Annotated in this window: 13 protein-coding genes; 9 read left to right on the top strand and 4 right to left on the bottom strand. The window is 70.9% G+C overall.

Annotation, left to right across the window (positions count from 1 at the left end; translation table 11 throughout):
* Nucleotides 1-75 precede the first annotated feature (75 nt).
* From gdhA to C3B61_RS07840, 3 genes are all read left to right on the top strand, one after another.
* The gene (gdhA, locus tag C3B61_RS07850; RefSeq protein ID WP_103460111.1) at nt 76-1,425 is read left to right on the top strand and encodes an NADP-specific glutamate dehydrogenase; all 1,350 of its coding nucleotides are present in this window, start codon (nt 76-78) and stop codon (nt 1,423-1,425) included.
* A gap of 75 nt (nt 1,426-1,500) precedes the next feature.
* Nucleotides 1,501-2,082, top strand: coding sequence for a DUF5655 domain-containing protein (locus C3B61_RS07845; protein ID WP_088454849.1), 582 nt, complete (start codon nt 1,501-1,503; stop codon nt 2,080-2,082).
* 56 nt (nt 2,083-2,138) lie between these two features.
* Nucleotides 2,139-2,741, top strand: a complete 603-nt coding sequence (locus C3B61_RS07840) for a YdeI/OmpD-associated family protein (RefSeq protein WP_103460110.1) — start codon at nt 2,139-2,141, stop codon at nt 2,739-2,741.
* 59 nt (nt 2,742-2,800) lie between these two features.
* Here C3B61_RS07840 and C3B61_RS07835 read toward each other — a convergent pair whose 3' ends face one another.
* Complete coding sequence (locus C3B61_RS07835; protein WP_103460109.1) at nt 2,801-3,709, bottom strand: serine hydrolase; 909 nt, start codon at nt 3,707-3,709, stop codon at nt 2,801-2,803.
* An 82-nt stretch (nt 3,710-3,791) separates the two neighbouring features.
* Nucleotides 3,792-5,756 (bottom strand): M13 family metallopeptidase, encoded by a 1,965-nt coding sequence (locus C3B61_RS07830; protein ID WP_103460108.1) that lies wholly within the window; start codon nt 5,754-5,756, stop codon nt 3,792-3,794.
* Nucleotides 5,757-5,896: 140 nt separating this feature from the next.
* Between C3B61_RS07830 and C3B61_RS07825 the strand changes: the two genes are divergently transcribed.
* A complete protein-coding gene (locus C3B61_RS07825; RefSeq protein ID WP_103460107.1) occupies nt 5,897-6,826 on the top strand; it encodes an NADP-dependent oxidoreductase in 930 nt (309 codons plus the stop codon).
* 79 nt (nt 6,827-6,905) lie between these two features.
* Here the strand turns inward: C3B61_RS07825 and C3B61_RS07820 are convergent, their stop codons facing one another.
* Both C3B61_RS07820 and C3B61_RS07815 read right to left on the bottom strand, forming a co-directional pair.
* The gene (locus tag C3B61_RS07820) at nt 6,906-8,579 is read right to left on the bottom strand and encodes an ABC transporter permease (protein ID WP_103460106.1); all 1,674 of its coding nucleotides are present in this window, start codon (nt 8,577-8,579) and stop codon (nt 6,906-6,908) included.
* On the bottom strand, nt 8,576-9,568 hold the full coding sequence (locus C3B61_RS07815) for an ABC transporter ATP-binding protein (protein ID WP_103460105.1): 993 nt from the start codon (nt 9,566-9,568) through the stop codon (nt 8,576-8,578). The genes C3B61_RS07820 and C3B61_RS07815 overlap by 4 nt, the downstream gene beginning before the upstream one ends.
* Nucleotides 9,569-9,637: 69 nt before the next feature.
* On the opposite strand from C3B61_RS07815, the gene C3B61_RS07810 reads away from it, so the two are divergent.
* The 5 genes from C3B61_RS07810 (at nt 9,638) to C3B61_RS07790 (ending at nt 14,613) form a co-directional block, all read left to right on the top strand.
* Nucleotides 9,638-10,966 carry an MATE family efflux transporter gene (locus C3B61_RS07810; RefSeq protein ID WP_279628286.1) on the top strand — a complete coding sequence of 443 codons (1,329 nt, stop codon included), beginning with the start codon at nt 9,638-9,640 and terminating at the stop codon, nt 10,964-10,966.
* An 87-nt stretch (nt 10,967-11,053) separates the two neighbouring features.
* Entirely contained in the window at nt 11,054-12,289 is a 1,236-nt protein-coding gene (locus C3B61_RS07805) for an MFS transporter (protein WP_103460103.1), read from the top strand.
* 9 nt (nt 12,290-12,298) lie between these two features.
* On the top strand, nt 12,299-12,994 hold the full coding sequence (nucS, locus tag C3B61_RS07800) for an endonuclease NucS (protein WP_103460102.1): 696 nt from the start codon (nt 12,299-12,301) through the stop codon (nt 12,992-12,994).
* A gap of 6 nt (nt 12,995-13,000) precedes the next feature.
* The gene (locus tag C3B61_RS07795) at nt 13,001-13,765 is read left to right on the top strand and encodes a nucleoside/nucleotide kinase family protein (RefSeq protein ID WP_241990391.1); all 765 of its coding nucleotides are present in this window, start codon (nt 13,001-13,003) and stop codon (nt 13,763-13,765) included.
* 179 nt (nt 13,766-13,944) lie between these two features.
* Nucleotides 13,945-14,613: an HAD hydrolase-like protein gene (locus tag C3B61_RS07790; protein WP_240632321.1), complete on the top strand. Its 669-nt coding sequence runs from the start codon at nt 13,945-13,947 to the stop codon at nt 14,611-14,613.
* Nucleotides 14,614-14,735: the final 122 nt, after the last annotated feature.

Raw genomic sequence — 14,735 nt, 5'->3', positions numbered from 1 at the left:
CGGTACGGTGGAAAGGCCGAACCCATCACGCAGCTGCCGAGCTGCCTTCGGCTCCCCCACGCACTAAGGAGATCTATGTCGGTGCTCGACAGGCAGTTGGTTCCAATTTTCGAGGAGGTCCTCGACCGGAACCCGGGCGAAGCCGAATTCCATCAGGCGGTGCGGGAGGTTCTGGAGAGTCTCGGACCGGTGGTGACCAAGCATCCGCAGTACGCCGACTCGGCCGTGATCCGACGCCTGTGCGAACCCGAACGACAGATCATCTTCCGGGTGCCGTGGGTGACGGATTCGGGCAAGATCGAGGTGAATCGCGGGTTCCGGGTGGAGTTCAACTCCGCCCTCGGGCCGTACAAGGGCGGCCTGCGCTTCCACCCGAGCGTCAACCTCGGGATCGTGAAATTCCTGGGCTTCGAGCAGATCTTCAAGAACTCCCTCACCGGGCTGCCCATCGGCGGCGGAAAAGGCGGGTCAGACTTTGATCCGAAGGGCCGCTCGGACGCCGAAGTGATGCGTTTCTGCCAGTCGTTCATGACCGAGCTGTATCGGCACCTGGGCGAGTACACGGATGTCCCGGCCGGTGACATCGGCGTCGGCGGGCGTGAGATCGGCTACATGTTCGGCCAGTACAAGCGCATCACCAACCGCTACGAGTCAGGCACGATGACCGGCAAGGGACTGAGCTGGGGCGGCTCCCAGGTGCGCACCGAAGCGACCGGCTACGGCACCGTGTTCTTCGTCGACGAGATGCTCAAAGCCGCCGGCCAGGGCTTCGACGGCAAGCGCGTCGTCGTGTCCGGCTCGGGCAACGTCGCGATCTACGCGATCGAGAAGGTGCACCAGCTCGGCGGCACCGTGATCGCCTGCTCGGACTCCGGCGGTTACGTCGTCGACCCGTCCGGGATCGACCTCGCCCTACTAAAGGAGGTCAAGGGTGAGCGCCGGGGACGGATCGCCGAGTACGCGACCCTGCGCCCGGGAAGCGTCACGCACGTCGCCGGCGGGTCGATTTGGGACGTTCCGTGCGACATCGCGCTGCCGTGCGCGACCCAGAACGAACTCGACGCCGACGGCGCCGCGGCGCTGATCCGCAACGGCTGCCAGATCGTCGCCGAGGGCGCGAACATGCCGACTACCCCGAACGCCGCCCGGTTGTTGGCGGAGGCCAACGTGTTGTTCGCTCCCGCGAAGGCCGTCAACGCGGGCGGGGTGGCCACCAGCGCGCTGGAGATGCAGCAGAACGCGTCGCGCGACTCGTGGACCTTCGAGCACACCGAGGACCGTCTCGCCGAGATCATGCGCGGCATCCACGATCGGTGCCTGGAGACCGCTGACGAGTACGGGACACCGGGAAGTTACGTGGCCGGGGCGAACATCGCCGGCTTCACGCGGGTCGCCGACGCGATGCTCGCGCTGGGCGTCATCTAGGCGACGAGCCGAAATCCACGGCGCGGCCGGCGCACAGTCGGTGCGCGGGCGGCGCCGCGGGCGTACCCTGCCTGCATGACCGACGAGCAGCCACTGCCCTGGGCCGCGATCCGGCTCTGGGAGATCGGCATGTTGCAGCAGTCCACCGGCAGCGGCCTCGAGCACTGGCTGGCCCGCATCCAGGAGTTGGACCCACCCGACGAACACGCCCTGCGCGAGTGGTTGGGAACCGAGGGGCTCAGCGGCTACCCGCGCGCGCTTCTCGTGCACGAGACGTTCGGCTACCCGGACTCCACGGTGCGGGCCGCCGACGAACTGATCGACGCCCAGTATGCCGACCGCCCGTTGCTGCGGCCGATTCTGGACGCCGTGCTGCTGTACGCCGGCGACCTCGACGAGGTGGGCATCCAGACGCGCACCACGCACGTCGCGTTGTCCGGACCGCAGCGCACCTTCGCCGTGGTGCAGCCGACCACCCGGCACCGTGTGGACCTGGGTCTGCGCATACCGATGCCTGACGTGGCACCGAGCACCCGGCTGCGGCCGGCCACCGAGCTCGGCGCCGACTTCCCCGCCCGGATCCCGCTCACCTCGGCCAGCCAGGTCGACTCCGAGGTGGCCGCCTGGCTGAAGCACGCCTACGATGCGACGCTCTAGCCGCGTGCGCCCGGCGCGCGGGGTTCAGCGCACCGTTCGCGGGCTATGGTGGCGCCGTGAGTGACGACGCCGAACGGGTGCACCCGGACGACCGGGCCGCGTGGCGGGCCTGGCTGGCGAAGAACCACACGACGAAGACCGGCGTGTGGCTGGTCACCTGGCGGCAAGGCTCCGGGATGCCGGTGCTCGGCTACGAGGAGGCCGTGCTCGAGGCCCTCGCGGTGGGCTGGGTCGACAGCAAGGGCGGCAAGGTCGACGAGCGGCGCACCATGCTCTACTTCGCGCCGCGCCGCCGCGGCAGCGCGTGGTCCAGGCCCAATAAGCAGCGCATCGAACGGCTCCGCGCCGAGGGACTGATGCGGGACGCCGGGGAGGCTGCGGTGCGCTCCGCCGAGGCCGACGGCTCCTGGACCCGGCTCGACGAGGTCGAGGACCTGATCGTGCCGCCCGACCTGGCCGTGGCCCTCGCCGCTCTCGACGGTGCCCGGGCGAACTGGGATGCCTTTCCCCGCTCGCCCCGCCGCGGCATCCTGGAGTGGATCGTGCAGGCCAAGCGGCCGGCCACCCGCGCCTCCCGCATCCGGGAGACGGCCGAGGCGGCCGCGCGCAACGAGCGCGCCCACCAGTGGGTCCCCCCGGCCCAGCGCCGCGAACTGTGAAAAAGGCCCTACACCCGATGATTCCGGGGCTTAACTCACAGTTCTTTGGGGGGGGGGGGTCAGTGCACGTATTCGAGCAGGTCGAGGCCGACCGAGCGCATGCCGTCCAGCACCGAGAGGCGTGAGGACAGGTTGTGGTCATCGAAGAAAATCGACACGGCGTAGGCGACGCCGGCGCGCGGTCCGCGCAACACGCCCACCTCGCTGCGCACCCCGTTGTCGGAGCCTGTGGAGTTCACCAGCAGCACGCCGTGCGACGCCGACCGGTGGGCGTGCGGCTCGAAGCCGAACGCGCTGGCCACCATGGACAGGTCGGAGTTCAGCGACAGCCAGCCGAGAACCCGTTCGCTGCCCTCGTCGTCGAGGATCTCCCCGCGCGCCAGGGCCGTGAACAGCCAGGTGAGTTCGCGGGCGCTGCCCACCGACAGGTTGGGGGCGTCGTCGGGGCCACGGGCGTCGCGGACGAGGTCGAGCAGGCCGGTGCCGCTCAGGCCGAGTTCCTCGGTGCGACGGCGCACGGCCTCCAGGCCCACCGCGCGCAACAGCACGTTGGTGGCCAGGTTGTCGTTGGTGGCTCCCACCAGTGCGGCGAGGTCGGCGACGGGCAGCGACGGCGCCTGCAGGTGCTGCCAGAGTCCGGAGCCGTCGACCGAGTCGCGCACCGTGCGGTCGAGGATCGTGTACGCGCCGAAATCGGCGTCGCGCAGCCGCGAGGCCACCTCGATGAGCAGCAACACCGTGCCGACGCCGGCGGTGGGCATGACGACGTGGTCATCGACGGAGAACAGCACCCGGCCGGTGGCCAGGTCGGTCGCCCGAGCCGACACCTGCGCACCGCCCATGGCGAGCTCGCCGAGCGAGTGGAAGCCACGCTCGAAACTGGACGGCACCGAGGATTCCCGGTGTCTGCCGCCGCGTTCGATCGCGTGCCTGGACCGGCGTTCGGATTCCTGTGCTGGCGCGACCACTACTGCGTTGTCCTCTGACTATCGGTACTGCGACATCCCCGCGAACACCCTAACCCACGGGTCGCGGGGCCGGAGGAGACCGCTACCAGATCGTGACGCGCTTCTCGGGAGCGAGCCACGCGGCATCCGTCTCGGTCACGCCGAACGCCGTGTAGTACTCGTCGATGTTGCGCACAATCTGGTTGCACCGGAACTCGTTCGGCGAGTGCGGGTCGATCGCGAGCAGCCGGATGGCCTCCTCGTCGCGCATCTTCATCTGCCACGCCTGCGCCCAGGAGAGGAAGAACCGCTGGGCCCCGGTGAACCCGTCGATGACGGGCGGCTCGGCGCCCTCGAGCGACAGCAGGTACGCCTCCCAGGCGATGGAAAGGCCGCCGAGGTCGCCGATGTTCTCACCGATGGTGAGGGCACCGTTCACGTGGTGGTCGGGCACCTGCGCCGGGTGGAGCGCGTCGTACTGCTCGATCAGCGACGCCGTGCGCTGCTCGAACGCGGCCTTGTCGGCCTCGGTCCACCAGTCGGTGAGCCGGCCGTCGCCGTCGTACTTGGAGCCCTGGTCGTCGAAGCCGTGGCCGATCTCGTGGCCGATGACCGCGCCGATCGCACCGTAGTTCGCTGCGGCATCCCGGTTCACGTCGAAGAACGGCACCTGCAGGATGGCCGCGGGGAAGACGATCTCGTTGAAGCCCGGGTTGTAATAGGCGTTGATGGTCTGCGGGGTCATGAACCACTCGTCGCGGTCCAGCGGGTTGCCGATCTTGCCCAGCTCACGGTGGAACTCGAACTCGCCGGTGGCGCGCACGTTCTTGATCAGGTCGCCGGGCTCGATGGCCAGGCTGGAGTAGTCACGCCATTTCACCGGGTAACCGATCTTGGGGGTGAACTTGTCCAGCTTCTCCAGGGCGCGAACCCGGGTCTCCTCAGTCATCCAGTCCAGACCCGAGATGCTGGCCCGGTAGGCCTCGACGAGGTAGCCGACGAGAACGTCCATGCTCGTCTTGGCGTCGGGCGAGAAGTGCCGGTCAACGTAGATGCGGCCGACGGCCTCGCCGAGGGCGCCCTCCACGAGCGAGACGCCGCGCTTCCAGCGGGCACGGATCTGCGGGGTGCCGGTGAGGGTGCGGCCGTAGAAGTCGAAGTTCGCCTCGACGAAGTCGTTCGACAGGTACGACGCGCTCGAGCGGATGACCTGCCAGCGCAGCCAGTCCCGCCAGGCGTCGAGCCGGTCTTCGGTAAGCATCTCGGCCAGGCCGACCACGAAGCTCGGCTGGCGCACGACGACCTCGGCGAAGGACACGGCCGGGGCGTCCAGGCCCTCCAGCCACAGGTCGAGGTCGGCGCCCGCGGCGAGCGCGGACAGCTGGTCCCAGGTCTTGAGGTTGTAGGTCTTCTCGCTGTCGCGGGTGCGCACGTTGTCCCAGTGGTGGCTGGCGAGCTCGGTTTCGAGGGCGAAGATGCGACCGGCGCGCTCCGCGGCGTCGTCGACGCCGGCGAGGGTGAGCATCCGTTCGACGAAGGCAAGGTAGGCCTCGCGCACGCCGGCGAACTTCTCGTCACGGTAGTAGGACTCGTCGGGCAGGCCCAGGCCGGCCTGCTCGACGAAGACCAGGTAGCGCTCGGGGTTGCCCGGGTCGTTGTCGACGAAGAGCTGGAAGGTGCCCGCGACGCCGGACCGCTCGAGGCGGCCGAGGGTGGCGAGGAACACCGGCACGCTGCTGATGCCGTCCACGGTGGCCAGGTCGGCCGCGAGCGGGGTGGCGCCGAGCTGCTCGATGCGTTCCTCGTCCATGAAGCTGGCATAGAGGTCACCGAACTTGCGCTCCTCGGTGCCCTCGGCGGCGGTCTGCGCCTCGAGGATGATGGCCCGCACGGCCTTCTCGGCCTCCTCGGCGAGCAGGTAGAACGAACCCCAGCGGGCCTTGTCGTTCGGGATCTCGGTGCGGGCGATCCACTTGCCGTTCACGTGGCGGAAGAGGTCGTCCTGCGGGCGCACGCCCGGGTCGAGTTCGTCGGTGTCGATTCCGGATGCCGTCGCCTGATCAGTCATCGCACCAGCCTAAACCTCACCGTGAAATGGTGGGGGATGTAGCGGGCGTGGGACCATGGGCCGTGGTGGGCGATGCGGCGGCATGGGAGCATAAGGACAACGGCGCTCCACACGGGTCGCCCTCGACCCAGGAGATCCCCATGCGCGTCATCACCCTGCCCGAGTTCGGCTCCGCCCTCGAACTGACCGAGATCGACACCCCTCAGCCGTCTGCGGGAGAGGTCCGCGTGCGCGTGCACGCGGCATCCGTCAACGGGTTCGACCTGGCCGTGGCCGCCGGCTACCTCAATGGCCTGATGGAGCACCGGTTCCCGGTGGTGCTGGGCAAGGACTTCGCGGGGATCGTGGATGCCGTCGGCGACGACGTCACCGCATACGCCGTGGGTGACCGGGTCTTCGGCGTCGTCACCAAGGCCCACCTGGGTGACGGTTCGTTCGGCGAGTTCGTGGTTGTCCCCGTCGCGACGGGCCTGGCGAAGCTGCCCGAGCAGGTCGACTTCGCCCGCGGCGCCGCCCTCGGGCTGGCCGGTACGGCAGCGCAGGCCGCCGTGGATGCCGCCGAGCTCAGCGCCGGCAGCACCGTACTGGTCGTCGGCGCCACCGGCGGTGTCGGCAACCAGGCGCTGCAGCTCGCCGCCGCGGCCGGCGCCACCGTGATCGCCACCGCCCGCACCGCCCTCGGCATCGCCCAGGTGCGCCTGCTCGGCGCCAGCGAGGTCGTTGACCACACCCAGAACCTCAGCGAGGCCGTGCTCGCCGCCCACCCCGACGGTGTCGACGTGGTGCTGCACTTCGCCGGCGACGCGGCCACCGTGCTGCCGGCGCTGCGAGCCGGCGGTCGCCTGGTCTCCACCCTGATCGGCTCGCCCGACCAGCTCGGCACCGACACCGTCACCGTGGTCCCGATCCTCGCCGACCCCACCCCCGAGGTGCTGACCCGCCTGGCCGAGAGCCTCGCCGCCGGCCGCACCTCCGTGACCGTTCAGGGCAGCTACGCCCTCGCCGACGTTGCCGAGGCATTCGACGACTTCGAGTCCGGCGCGCGCGGCAAGCTCGTCATCCTGCCGTAAGACGTAACTGTTGCCCGTGCGGACAACTGTGGCCGGTACGCCGGGCGCAGGTGTCCGCATGGGCAACACTGAGGGCCAGCTAGAGCGCGAGGTCGCGGCGGCGGATGCCCACGGCCGCCACGGCCGCCAGCAGTACGGCCAGCGCCGGCATCCACCAGGCCCCGCTCCAGTCCACCTCCGCGGCCGCCACGATCGGCGTGTGGCTGAACGGTGAGAGGTCGCGCAGCCACTGGGGCAGGTCGAGCAGGTCGCCGAACTGACCCACGACCACCGCGGCGAGCAACAGACCCCAGCTCAGGCCGATACTCAGGCGCGGCAGCAGCGCCACGAGCACCGCGGCGACGCTGAGCAGCAGCAGCGCCGCCGGTAGCTGGGCGGCACCGGCCGCCAGCACGCTGTCGATGCGGTCGCCGGCGTTCGCGGAACGGAGGAGCCCGGCAGCCGCACCGGCCACGGCGGCCGCGAGCACCAGCACGATCCCGGCCAGGCCGACGATGAGGTAGTCGAACAGCCAGCGGATGCGGCCAAGGCTCGTGCTGAGCATGGCCTCGGCCACCCCGGCGGCCTCCTCCTGACGCGCCCGGAGCATCGCCTGGATCCCGGCGACCGTGGCCAGCACCCCGACCAGGCTGAACAGGGTCGCGGTGAACAGGTCGATGATCGCGCCCCGGCCACCGGCCAGGCCCACCAGCACACTCTGGAAGACCGGGTTCCCCTCCATCAGCTCGACCACGGTCTCGCCGAGACTGCCCGCCAGAAGCCCGAACAGCAGCCCGGTGATGGCCCAGCCGAGAATCGCGGGCCAGTGCAGCCGCCAGGCCAGTCCCAGCGAGCCGTGCAGCAGCCAGCCGGCCGCCGGTCGGCCGGCCCGCTCGGCGAAGACGCTCGAGCCGGTGTCGCGGCGGGACTGCAGCAGTACGGCAACGGCCACGAGCAGGCCGGCTAGGGCGACCGACAGCAGCAGCGGTGCCGGGTTGTTCTCGGTGAACGCACGAGCGCGCTGGCCCCAGCCGATCGGGGACAGCCAGCTCGGCCAGGCGCTCGTCAGGCTCAGCCCGTCGGCGGACGGGGTGCCGCCCGCGTCGCCGGCGGCGCGCAGCACATAGGCCAGACCGACCACGGCGGCCGCCAGTCCGTTCGCACCCCGGGAGGTGCGCATCAGTTGCGCGGCCACCACCCCCACACCGAGAAACGCGACGCCGGTAGCGGCCAGAGCGGCTCCCGTGACGAGCGAGCCGAGCGGGTCGAGCCCGGCGATGACCAGGGCCAGCGCCACCGCGGCTCCCGCGGCCAGGCTCGCGACGACGCCGAACAGCACCGTGGCCAACAGCGGCACCACCCGTCCGGCGACGGTGGCGCCGATCAGCTCGCTGCGGCCGGCCTCCTCCTCCGCGCGGCTGTGCCGCACCGCGAGGAACGTGCTCATGAACGCCACGGCGGCGGCGAGGTTGGCGAACATGCTGAAGAACAGCAACGCGTCGGTGGTGGGGCCCCTCGGTTCGCCGCGGAGCATCAGGATGCTCGGCGTGCCCACGGCGATCTGCACGAGAGCTTCCCGGTCGGCGAGGGTGCCGAAACTGGCGGGCACGGCGATACCGGCGAGCAACGCGACAGCCGCAAGCGAGAGGAGCCAGATCGGCAGTTGCACGCGGTCCCGTCGCAGCCGCAGCCGCAGCATCGGCCACAGGGTGGGCACCGCTGCTCGCACGTACGTCGGGGCGGCCTGGCGTGCCGGGGCTGCCGGGGCCGTCATCGCCGGTGCCGGTGCTGCGGAGAGTGAGCGCCGGCCGGGTCTGAATCGACGTTCTCCGGCCCGTTCGGGGCCGCCGACGCGTCATCGTAGTGGCGCAGGAACAGGCTCTCCAGGGTGGGCGGCGCAACGGTGAGCCCCTGCACCCGCAGCTCGGCGAGTACCGGCAGCATCCCGGGCAGCGCCTGGGCGTCGACTGTGAAGCTCACCCTGTCGTCACCGACCGAGAGGTCACGCGCGCCCGGCAGCCGTGCGGCGAGGCCGGCCAGTTGGGCATCCGTGAGCCCGGCGGCGGCGAAGGCCACCTCGGTGCGGGTGAGGTGGCGCAGCTCGGCCAGGGTACCGGTCTCGATGATCCGGCCGGAGCGGATGATGCTCACCCGGTCGCAGAGGCGCTCGACCTCGCTGAGGATGTGGCTGGAGAGCAACACCGTGGCACCGTCGGCGGCCGCGGCGACGATCTCGGCCCTGAAAACGGTATCCATCAGCGGGTCAAGGCCCGAGGTGGGTTCGTCGAGGATGAGCAGGTCGGCGGGCACGGCGAGCGCCGCGACGAGGGCCACCTTCTGCCGGTTGCCCGTCGAGTAGGTGCGGCCCTTTTTGGTCGGGTCGAGCTGGAAGCGCTCCAGCAACTGCCGGCGCCGCGCCTGGTAGGCCGGATCGGCGGTGCGGGCCCCGCGCAGCCGGGCGAGCAGGTCGATGGCCTCGCCGCCGGAGAGGTTGGGCCACAGGCTCACGTCGCCGGGGACGTAGGCGATGCGGCGATGCAGCGCGGAGGCATCCGCCCAGGGATCACCGCCGAGCACGCTGGCCGAGCCGCCGCCGGCGCGCATCAGGCCGAGCAGGATGCGGATGGTGGTGGATTTGCCCGCGCCGTTCGGGCCGACGAAACCGTGCACCTCCCCCTCGGCCACCGACAGGTCGAGGCCGGCGAGGGCCTGCACCCGGCCGAACCGCTTGGTGAGGTCACGCGTCTGAACAACGGGGCTCATAGCCGTGAGACTACGCCCGAACCTTGGTCGGCGTCCTCCCCCGTCGGTGCGGATAACTAGAGTCGAAGCATCGAACTTCTACGCCCGCAACCCATCGACCGTGAGATCCGCCGGCTGGCCCTGCCTGCCCTCGGCGCCCTCATCGCCGAGCCCCTGTTCCTGCTGTCCGACTCGGCCATGGTCGGCCACCTCGGCGCGGTGCCACTGGCCGGTCTCGGCCTGGCCAGCGCGGTGCTGCAGACCATCATCGGGCTGATGGTGTTCCTCGCGTACAGCACCACCCCCGCCGTGGCCCGCTGGCTCGGTGTCGGCGACCGGCGCCGTGCGGTGTCGGTGGGGGTGGATGGCCTGTGGCTTGCGCTCGGCCTCGGCGCCGTGCTCGCCGTGGCCGGCTGGTTCGCGGCCCCCGCGCTGGTGGCCGCGTTCGGTGCCGACCCCGAGGTGACCCGCGCCGCCGCCGACTATCTGGCCCTGTCGATGCTGGGTGTGCCCGCGATGCTGCTGGTCTTCGCCGCGACCGGACTGCTGCGCGGCCTGCAGGACACCCGCACCCCGCTCTGGGTCGCCGGGCTCGGCTTCCTGACCAACATCCTGCTCAATCTGTGGTTCATCTACGGGCTGGGCTTGGGCCTGATCGGGTCGGCGCTGGGCACGGTGCTCGCCCAGTGGGGCATGGTGGCCGTGTATCTGGTCATCGTCGTGCGGCACGCCCGCCGCGAGCGTGCGCCGCTCCGACCGCACCGTGCGGGGCTGCTCCGCGGGGCCACCAGCGGCGGCTGGTTGTTCCTGCGCACCGCGAGCCTTCGCGCCGCCATGCTGTTGGCGGTTTTTGTGGCCACCAGCCTCGGCTCCCCCGAGCTCGCGGCATTCCAGATCGCGATGACCCTGTTCGCCACGCTGGCCTTCGCCCTCGACGCCCTCGCCATCGCCGCGCAGGCCCTGGTGGGCCGGGGTCTCGGTGCCGGCGACCTGCAGCAGGTGCGCCAGGTGCTGCGGCGCTGCCTGGAGTGGGGCATCGGCGGCGGCGTGCTGCTCGGCCTGGTCGTGGTGGCCGCCAGCGGGGTGCTCGGCGGGGTATTCACCAACGCCGCTGAGGTCACCGCGCTGCTGCCGCCGACCCTCGTGGTGCTCGGCCTGTCCGTGCCGCTGGGCGGCCTGGTCTTTGTGCTCGATGGGGTGCTGATCGGTGCCGGCGACGCCCGCTATCTCGCGATCACCGGCCTGGTCAACCTGGCCGCCTTCGTCCCGCTGGCCGGCCTGGTGCTGCTCTTCGCTCCCGCCGGTGCCGCGGGGCTGGCTTGGCTGATGGCCGCGTTCGTCTTCGGTTTCCTCGGCGCCAGAGCGGTGACCCTGTCCGTGCGCGCCCGAGGCACCCACTGGGTGCGCCTGGGCGCCTGACCGGTCCGCGAACTGTGAGAAAAGCCCCGGGATCTCTCGATTTCCGGGGCTCAGCTCACAGTTCGCGGGGGCGGTAGCGTGGGTGGAATGACGAAGACTCGCGGACGGCGCGAACTCACCCGCTGGCGGAACGCCATCTTCATGCTGTTTTTTGTGAGCGGGCTCGGGCTGGCGTCGTGGGTGTCCCGGATCCCCACCGTGCGCGACGACCTGGCGCTCCGCACCGACCAGGTGGGCCTGCTGATCTTCGGGCTCTCCGCCGGATCCATTCTCGGACTCGTCGCGGCCGTCTGGCTGCTGTCGGCGTTCGGCGCCCGCCGGGCCCTGGTGATCAGCATCGCCACCTCCTCGGCAGGTCTGGTCCTGGTGGGCGCCGCGGCCACGGTGTGGGGGTCGTCGCCGATCGCGTTCACCGCCCTGGCCCTGGTGGGCTTCGGCATGGGTTCGACCGACGTCATGATGAACGTCGAGGGGGCAGCGGTCGAACGCGAACTCGGCATCACCCTGATGCCGTTGCTGCACGCCTGCTTCAGCCTGGGCACCGTGGCCGGGGCGCTGCTCGGCGCCGGGGCCGCCGCCCTCGCCGTGTCGGTGGTCTGGCACCTCAGCCTCGTCGCCGCCCTCGCGCTGGCCGCCGCCGCGATCGCGGTCCGGTTCGTGCCGCTCCGCCCGGCCCTCGGCGACCCCGCAGACCAGTCCGCCGCGCACACCGTCGTGCGGCCGAACTGGGTCGAACGGATGCGCACCAGCCTCGCGGTGTGGCGCGACCCGAGCATCCTGCTGATCGGGGTGATCGTGCTGGGCATGACCTTCGCCGAGGGATCGGCCAGCGACTGGCTGGCCCTGGCCGTGGTCGACGGGCACGGCCAGAGCGACGCCACCGGGGCGCTGGTCTTCGGGGTGTTCGTCTCGGCGATGACGGTGGGCCGGGTGCTCGGCGGCCCGGTGCTGGACAGGTTCGGCCGGGTTCCGGTGCTGCGGGCCTGCTCGGTTCTCGGCGTGGCCGGCCTGTTGCTGGTGATCCTGGCGCCGGCCATCTGGCTGCTCATCGTCGGCACCGTGCTGTGGGGCCTCGGCGCCTCGCTCGGCTTCCCGGTGGGCATGTCGGCCGCCGCGGATGACACCGCAAACGCGGCCGCCCGGGTGAGCGCCGTAGCCATGATCGGCTATTTCGCATTTCTGGTCGGGCCACCGGTGTTGGGCCTGATCGGCGAGCAGTGGGGCATCCTGAACGCCCTGTTCGTGATCGTCGTGCTCATGGCCCTCGCCGGGCTGGCCGCCCCGGCGGCCCGCGAGCGCGCGCAGACCGCCGCCGCCGGTTAAGCTCGTTCAGTGCGCCTCGTAATAGCAAGATGTTCAGTTGACTACGCCGGACGGCTCAGCGCGCATTTGCCGCTGGCCACCCGCCTGCTCATGCTCAAGTCCGACGGCAGCCTGCTCGTGCACTCGGACGGCGGCTCGTACAAGCCGCTCAACTGGATGAGCCCGCCGTGCAGCCTGGCCGTCTCGGCGCCCGACGAGCTGCAGGCCGAGGCCGGGATCACCGAGCTGTGGACCGTGACGCACGCCAAGACCGCCGACCAGCTCATCGTGAGCCTCTACGACGTTGAGCACGACTCCGCCCACGAACTCGGCATCGACCCGGGCCTCATCAAGGACGGCGTCGAGGCGCACCTGCAGAAGCTCCTCGCCGAGCACATTCACCTGCTCGGCGACGGCCACACCCTCGTGCGCCGCGAGTACATGACGGCGATCGGCCCCGTCGACATCCTGGCCAGGGACGCCCAGGGCGCCTCGGTGGCCGTGGAACTCAAGCGCCGCGGCGACATCGACGGCGTCGAGCAGCTCACCCGCTACCTCGAGCTGATGAACCGCGACCCGCACCTGGCGCCCGTGGTGGGCGTGTTCGCCGCGCAGCAGATCAAGCCGCAGGCGCGCACGCTGGCCGAGGACCGCGGCATCCGCTGCCTAGTGCTCGACTACGACGCCATGCGCGGGCTCGACGACACCGCGTCCAAGCTCTTCTAGGCTCCCGTGCCTGACCGGTCCGCTGCCTTGTCCTCCGAGGCGGCCGGCGACACCGCGCCGCTCGACCTGCTCGCCCGGCGGGTGCTCGGCCTACTGCCCATCGATGGCCGCATCGTTGTGGGCATCGCCGGCAGCCCCGGCGCGGGCAAGACCACCCTGGCCGAGCGGCTGGCGCGGCGCCTCACCGAGCTTGCCGGGGTGGATGCGGATGCGGCCGGGTCGGCTGCGGCGGCCGGCCCGGCGACCGGGGCGACTGCCGCCGTTCCCTGGGCCGTGCACCTGCCGATGGACGGCTTCCACCTGGCCAATGCCACCCTCGACAGGCTCGGCCGGCACGACCGCAAGGGCGCCATCGACACCTTCGACGGCTGGGGCTTCGTGGCGCTGCTGCGACGGCTCAGGGCCGAGACCGACCACCCGGTCTACGCCCCGAGCTTCGACCGTGCGGTCGACGAGGGGGTGGCGGGCGCCCTGGTTGTGGAGCCGGGCACCCGCATCGTGATCGTCGAGGGTAACTACCTGCTCGTGGACCGGGAACCCTGGAACCTGGTGCCCGGTCTGGCCGCTGAGGTGTGGTTCTGCGAGACCCCGGGCGCCGAGCGTCTGCAGCGCCTGGTGGCGCGGCACCAGCGGCACGGACGCAGCCCCGGGGCCGCCCGGGACTGGGCCGAGAACGTCGACGGAGCCAACGCCGTGCTCATCGAACGGTCAGCGCCGCGCGCCACATTGCGGGTCTCCGGCCTCGACGCCACGGTCATCCCCTCGGCCTGACCGGCCCCGCCGCCGCAACTGTTCCCCGTGCGGACACAGTTGGCCGGGTTCTCGGAGAGAGGCACGACCCGGCGGCATCCGTTCGCCGGCAGCGATGCGGCCGACCGCGGGGTCGCGCGCATACCTTGTATCCACCTCGCATGCAAGGGTTTGCCCCCTGCGGCCCTAGGATATTGCGAGTGAACCCCACTCTGACGCGCACCTGGAGCGCCATCCTCTTCGACCTCGACGGAACCATCACGGATTCCGCCCCGGCAATCACGAACTCGTTGGCGCGCACCTTCGCTCTGCTCGGCCGCCCGGTTCCCTCCGACACCGAGCTGATGAAGTACGTCGGCCCGCCGCTGCTGGCGGCGTTCGGCGAGTACGCCGGCATGACGCCCGACGAGGCCCAGGAGGCCCTGGCGGTGTACCGCGCCGACTACCAGGGCCCCGCGTCGCTGGACACCGCCGTGTACCCGGGCGTCGCCGGCCTGCTCGAGCGCATCCACGAGTCCGGTATCCCGCTCGGCTTGGCCACCAGCAAGCCCGAGCACACCGCGATCGCGATCCTTACGCACTTCGAGCTGGCCCAGTACTTCACCGTCATGGTGGGCGCCACCGAGAACGAGACCCGCAGCAACAAGGCCGACATCGTCGAAGAGGCCCTGGTGCGCTTCGCCGCCGTCGGTGTCGACACCTCCGCCGTCGTCATGGTCGGCGACCGCATCTATGACGCCGAGGGCGCCAACGCGAACGGCGTTCCCACCATCCTCGTCGAGTGGGGCTACGGCTCCCCCGCGGAGGCCGCCCTGGCCACCGCCGTGGTGCACTCCACCGACCAGCTCGGCAAGCTCCTCCTCGGCTGACCCGTCGCCTTCCCGCGGCGCCGAGTTGCCGCACAGTGCCCCTTCACGCATGGTGATGGGGCACTTTTCGGCACGTCGTGACCGCGCGGGTTGCTGACTTGCCGCAAATGGTCCCTCTGCGG

It is taken from the genome of Cryobacterium zongtaii, assembly GCF_002909375.1.
GTDB lineage: Bacteria > Actinomycetota > Actinomycetes > Actinomycetales > Microbacteriaceae > Cryobacterium > Cryobacterium zongtaii.
This window is presented reverse-complemented; position numbering and strand designations above follow the sequence as displayed.

What these genes read in the sequence shown, in the direction of transcription:
- gdhA (WP_103460111.1), top strand. Translation starts at nt 76, where the DNA reads ATGTCGGTGCTCGACAGGCAGTTGGTTCCAATTTTCGAGGAGGTCCTC.
- C3B61_RS07845 (WP_088454849.1), top strand. Translation starts at nt 1,501, where the DNA reads ATGACCGACGAGCAGCCACTGCCCTGGGCCGCGATCCGGCTCTGGGAG.
- C3B61_RS07830 (WP_103460108.1), bottom strand. Translation starts at nt 5,756, where the DNA reads ATGACTGATCAGGCGACGGCATCCGGAATCGACACCGACGAACTCGAC.
- C3B61_RS07825 (WP_103460107.1), top strand. Translation starts at nt 5,897, where the DNA reads ATGCGCGTCATCACCCTGCCCGAGTTCGGCTCCGCCCTCGAACTGACC.
- C3B61_RS07820 (WP_103460106.1), bottom strand. Translation starts at nt 8,579, where the DNA reads ATGACGGCCCCGGCAGCCCCGGCACGCCAGGCCGCCCCGACGTACGTG.
- C3B61_RS07815 (WP_103460105.1), bottom strand. Translation starts at nt 9,568, where the DNA reads ATGAGCCCCGTTGTTCAGACGCGTGACCTCACCAAGCGGTTCGGCCGG.
- C3B61_RS07805 (WP_103460103.1), top strand. Translation starts at nt 11,054, where the DNA reads ATGACGAAGACTCGCGGACGGCGCGAACTCACCCGCTGGCGGAACGCC.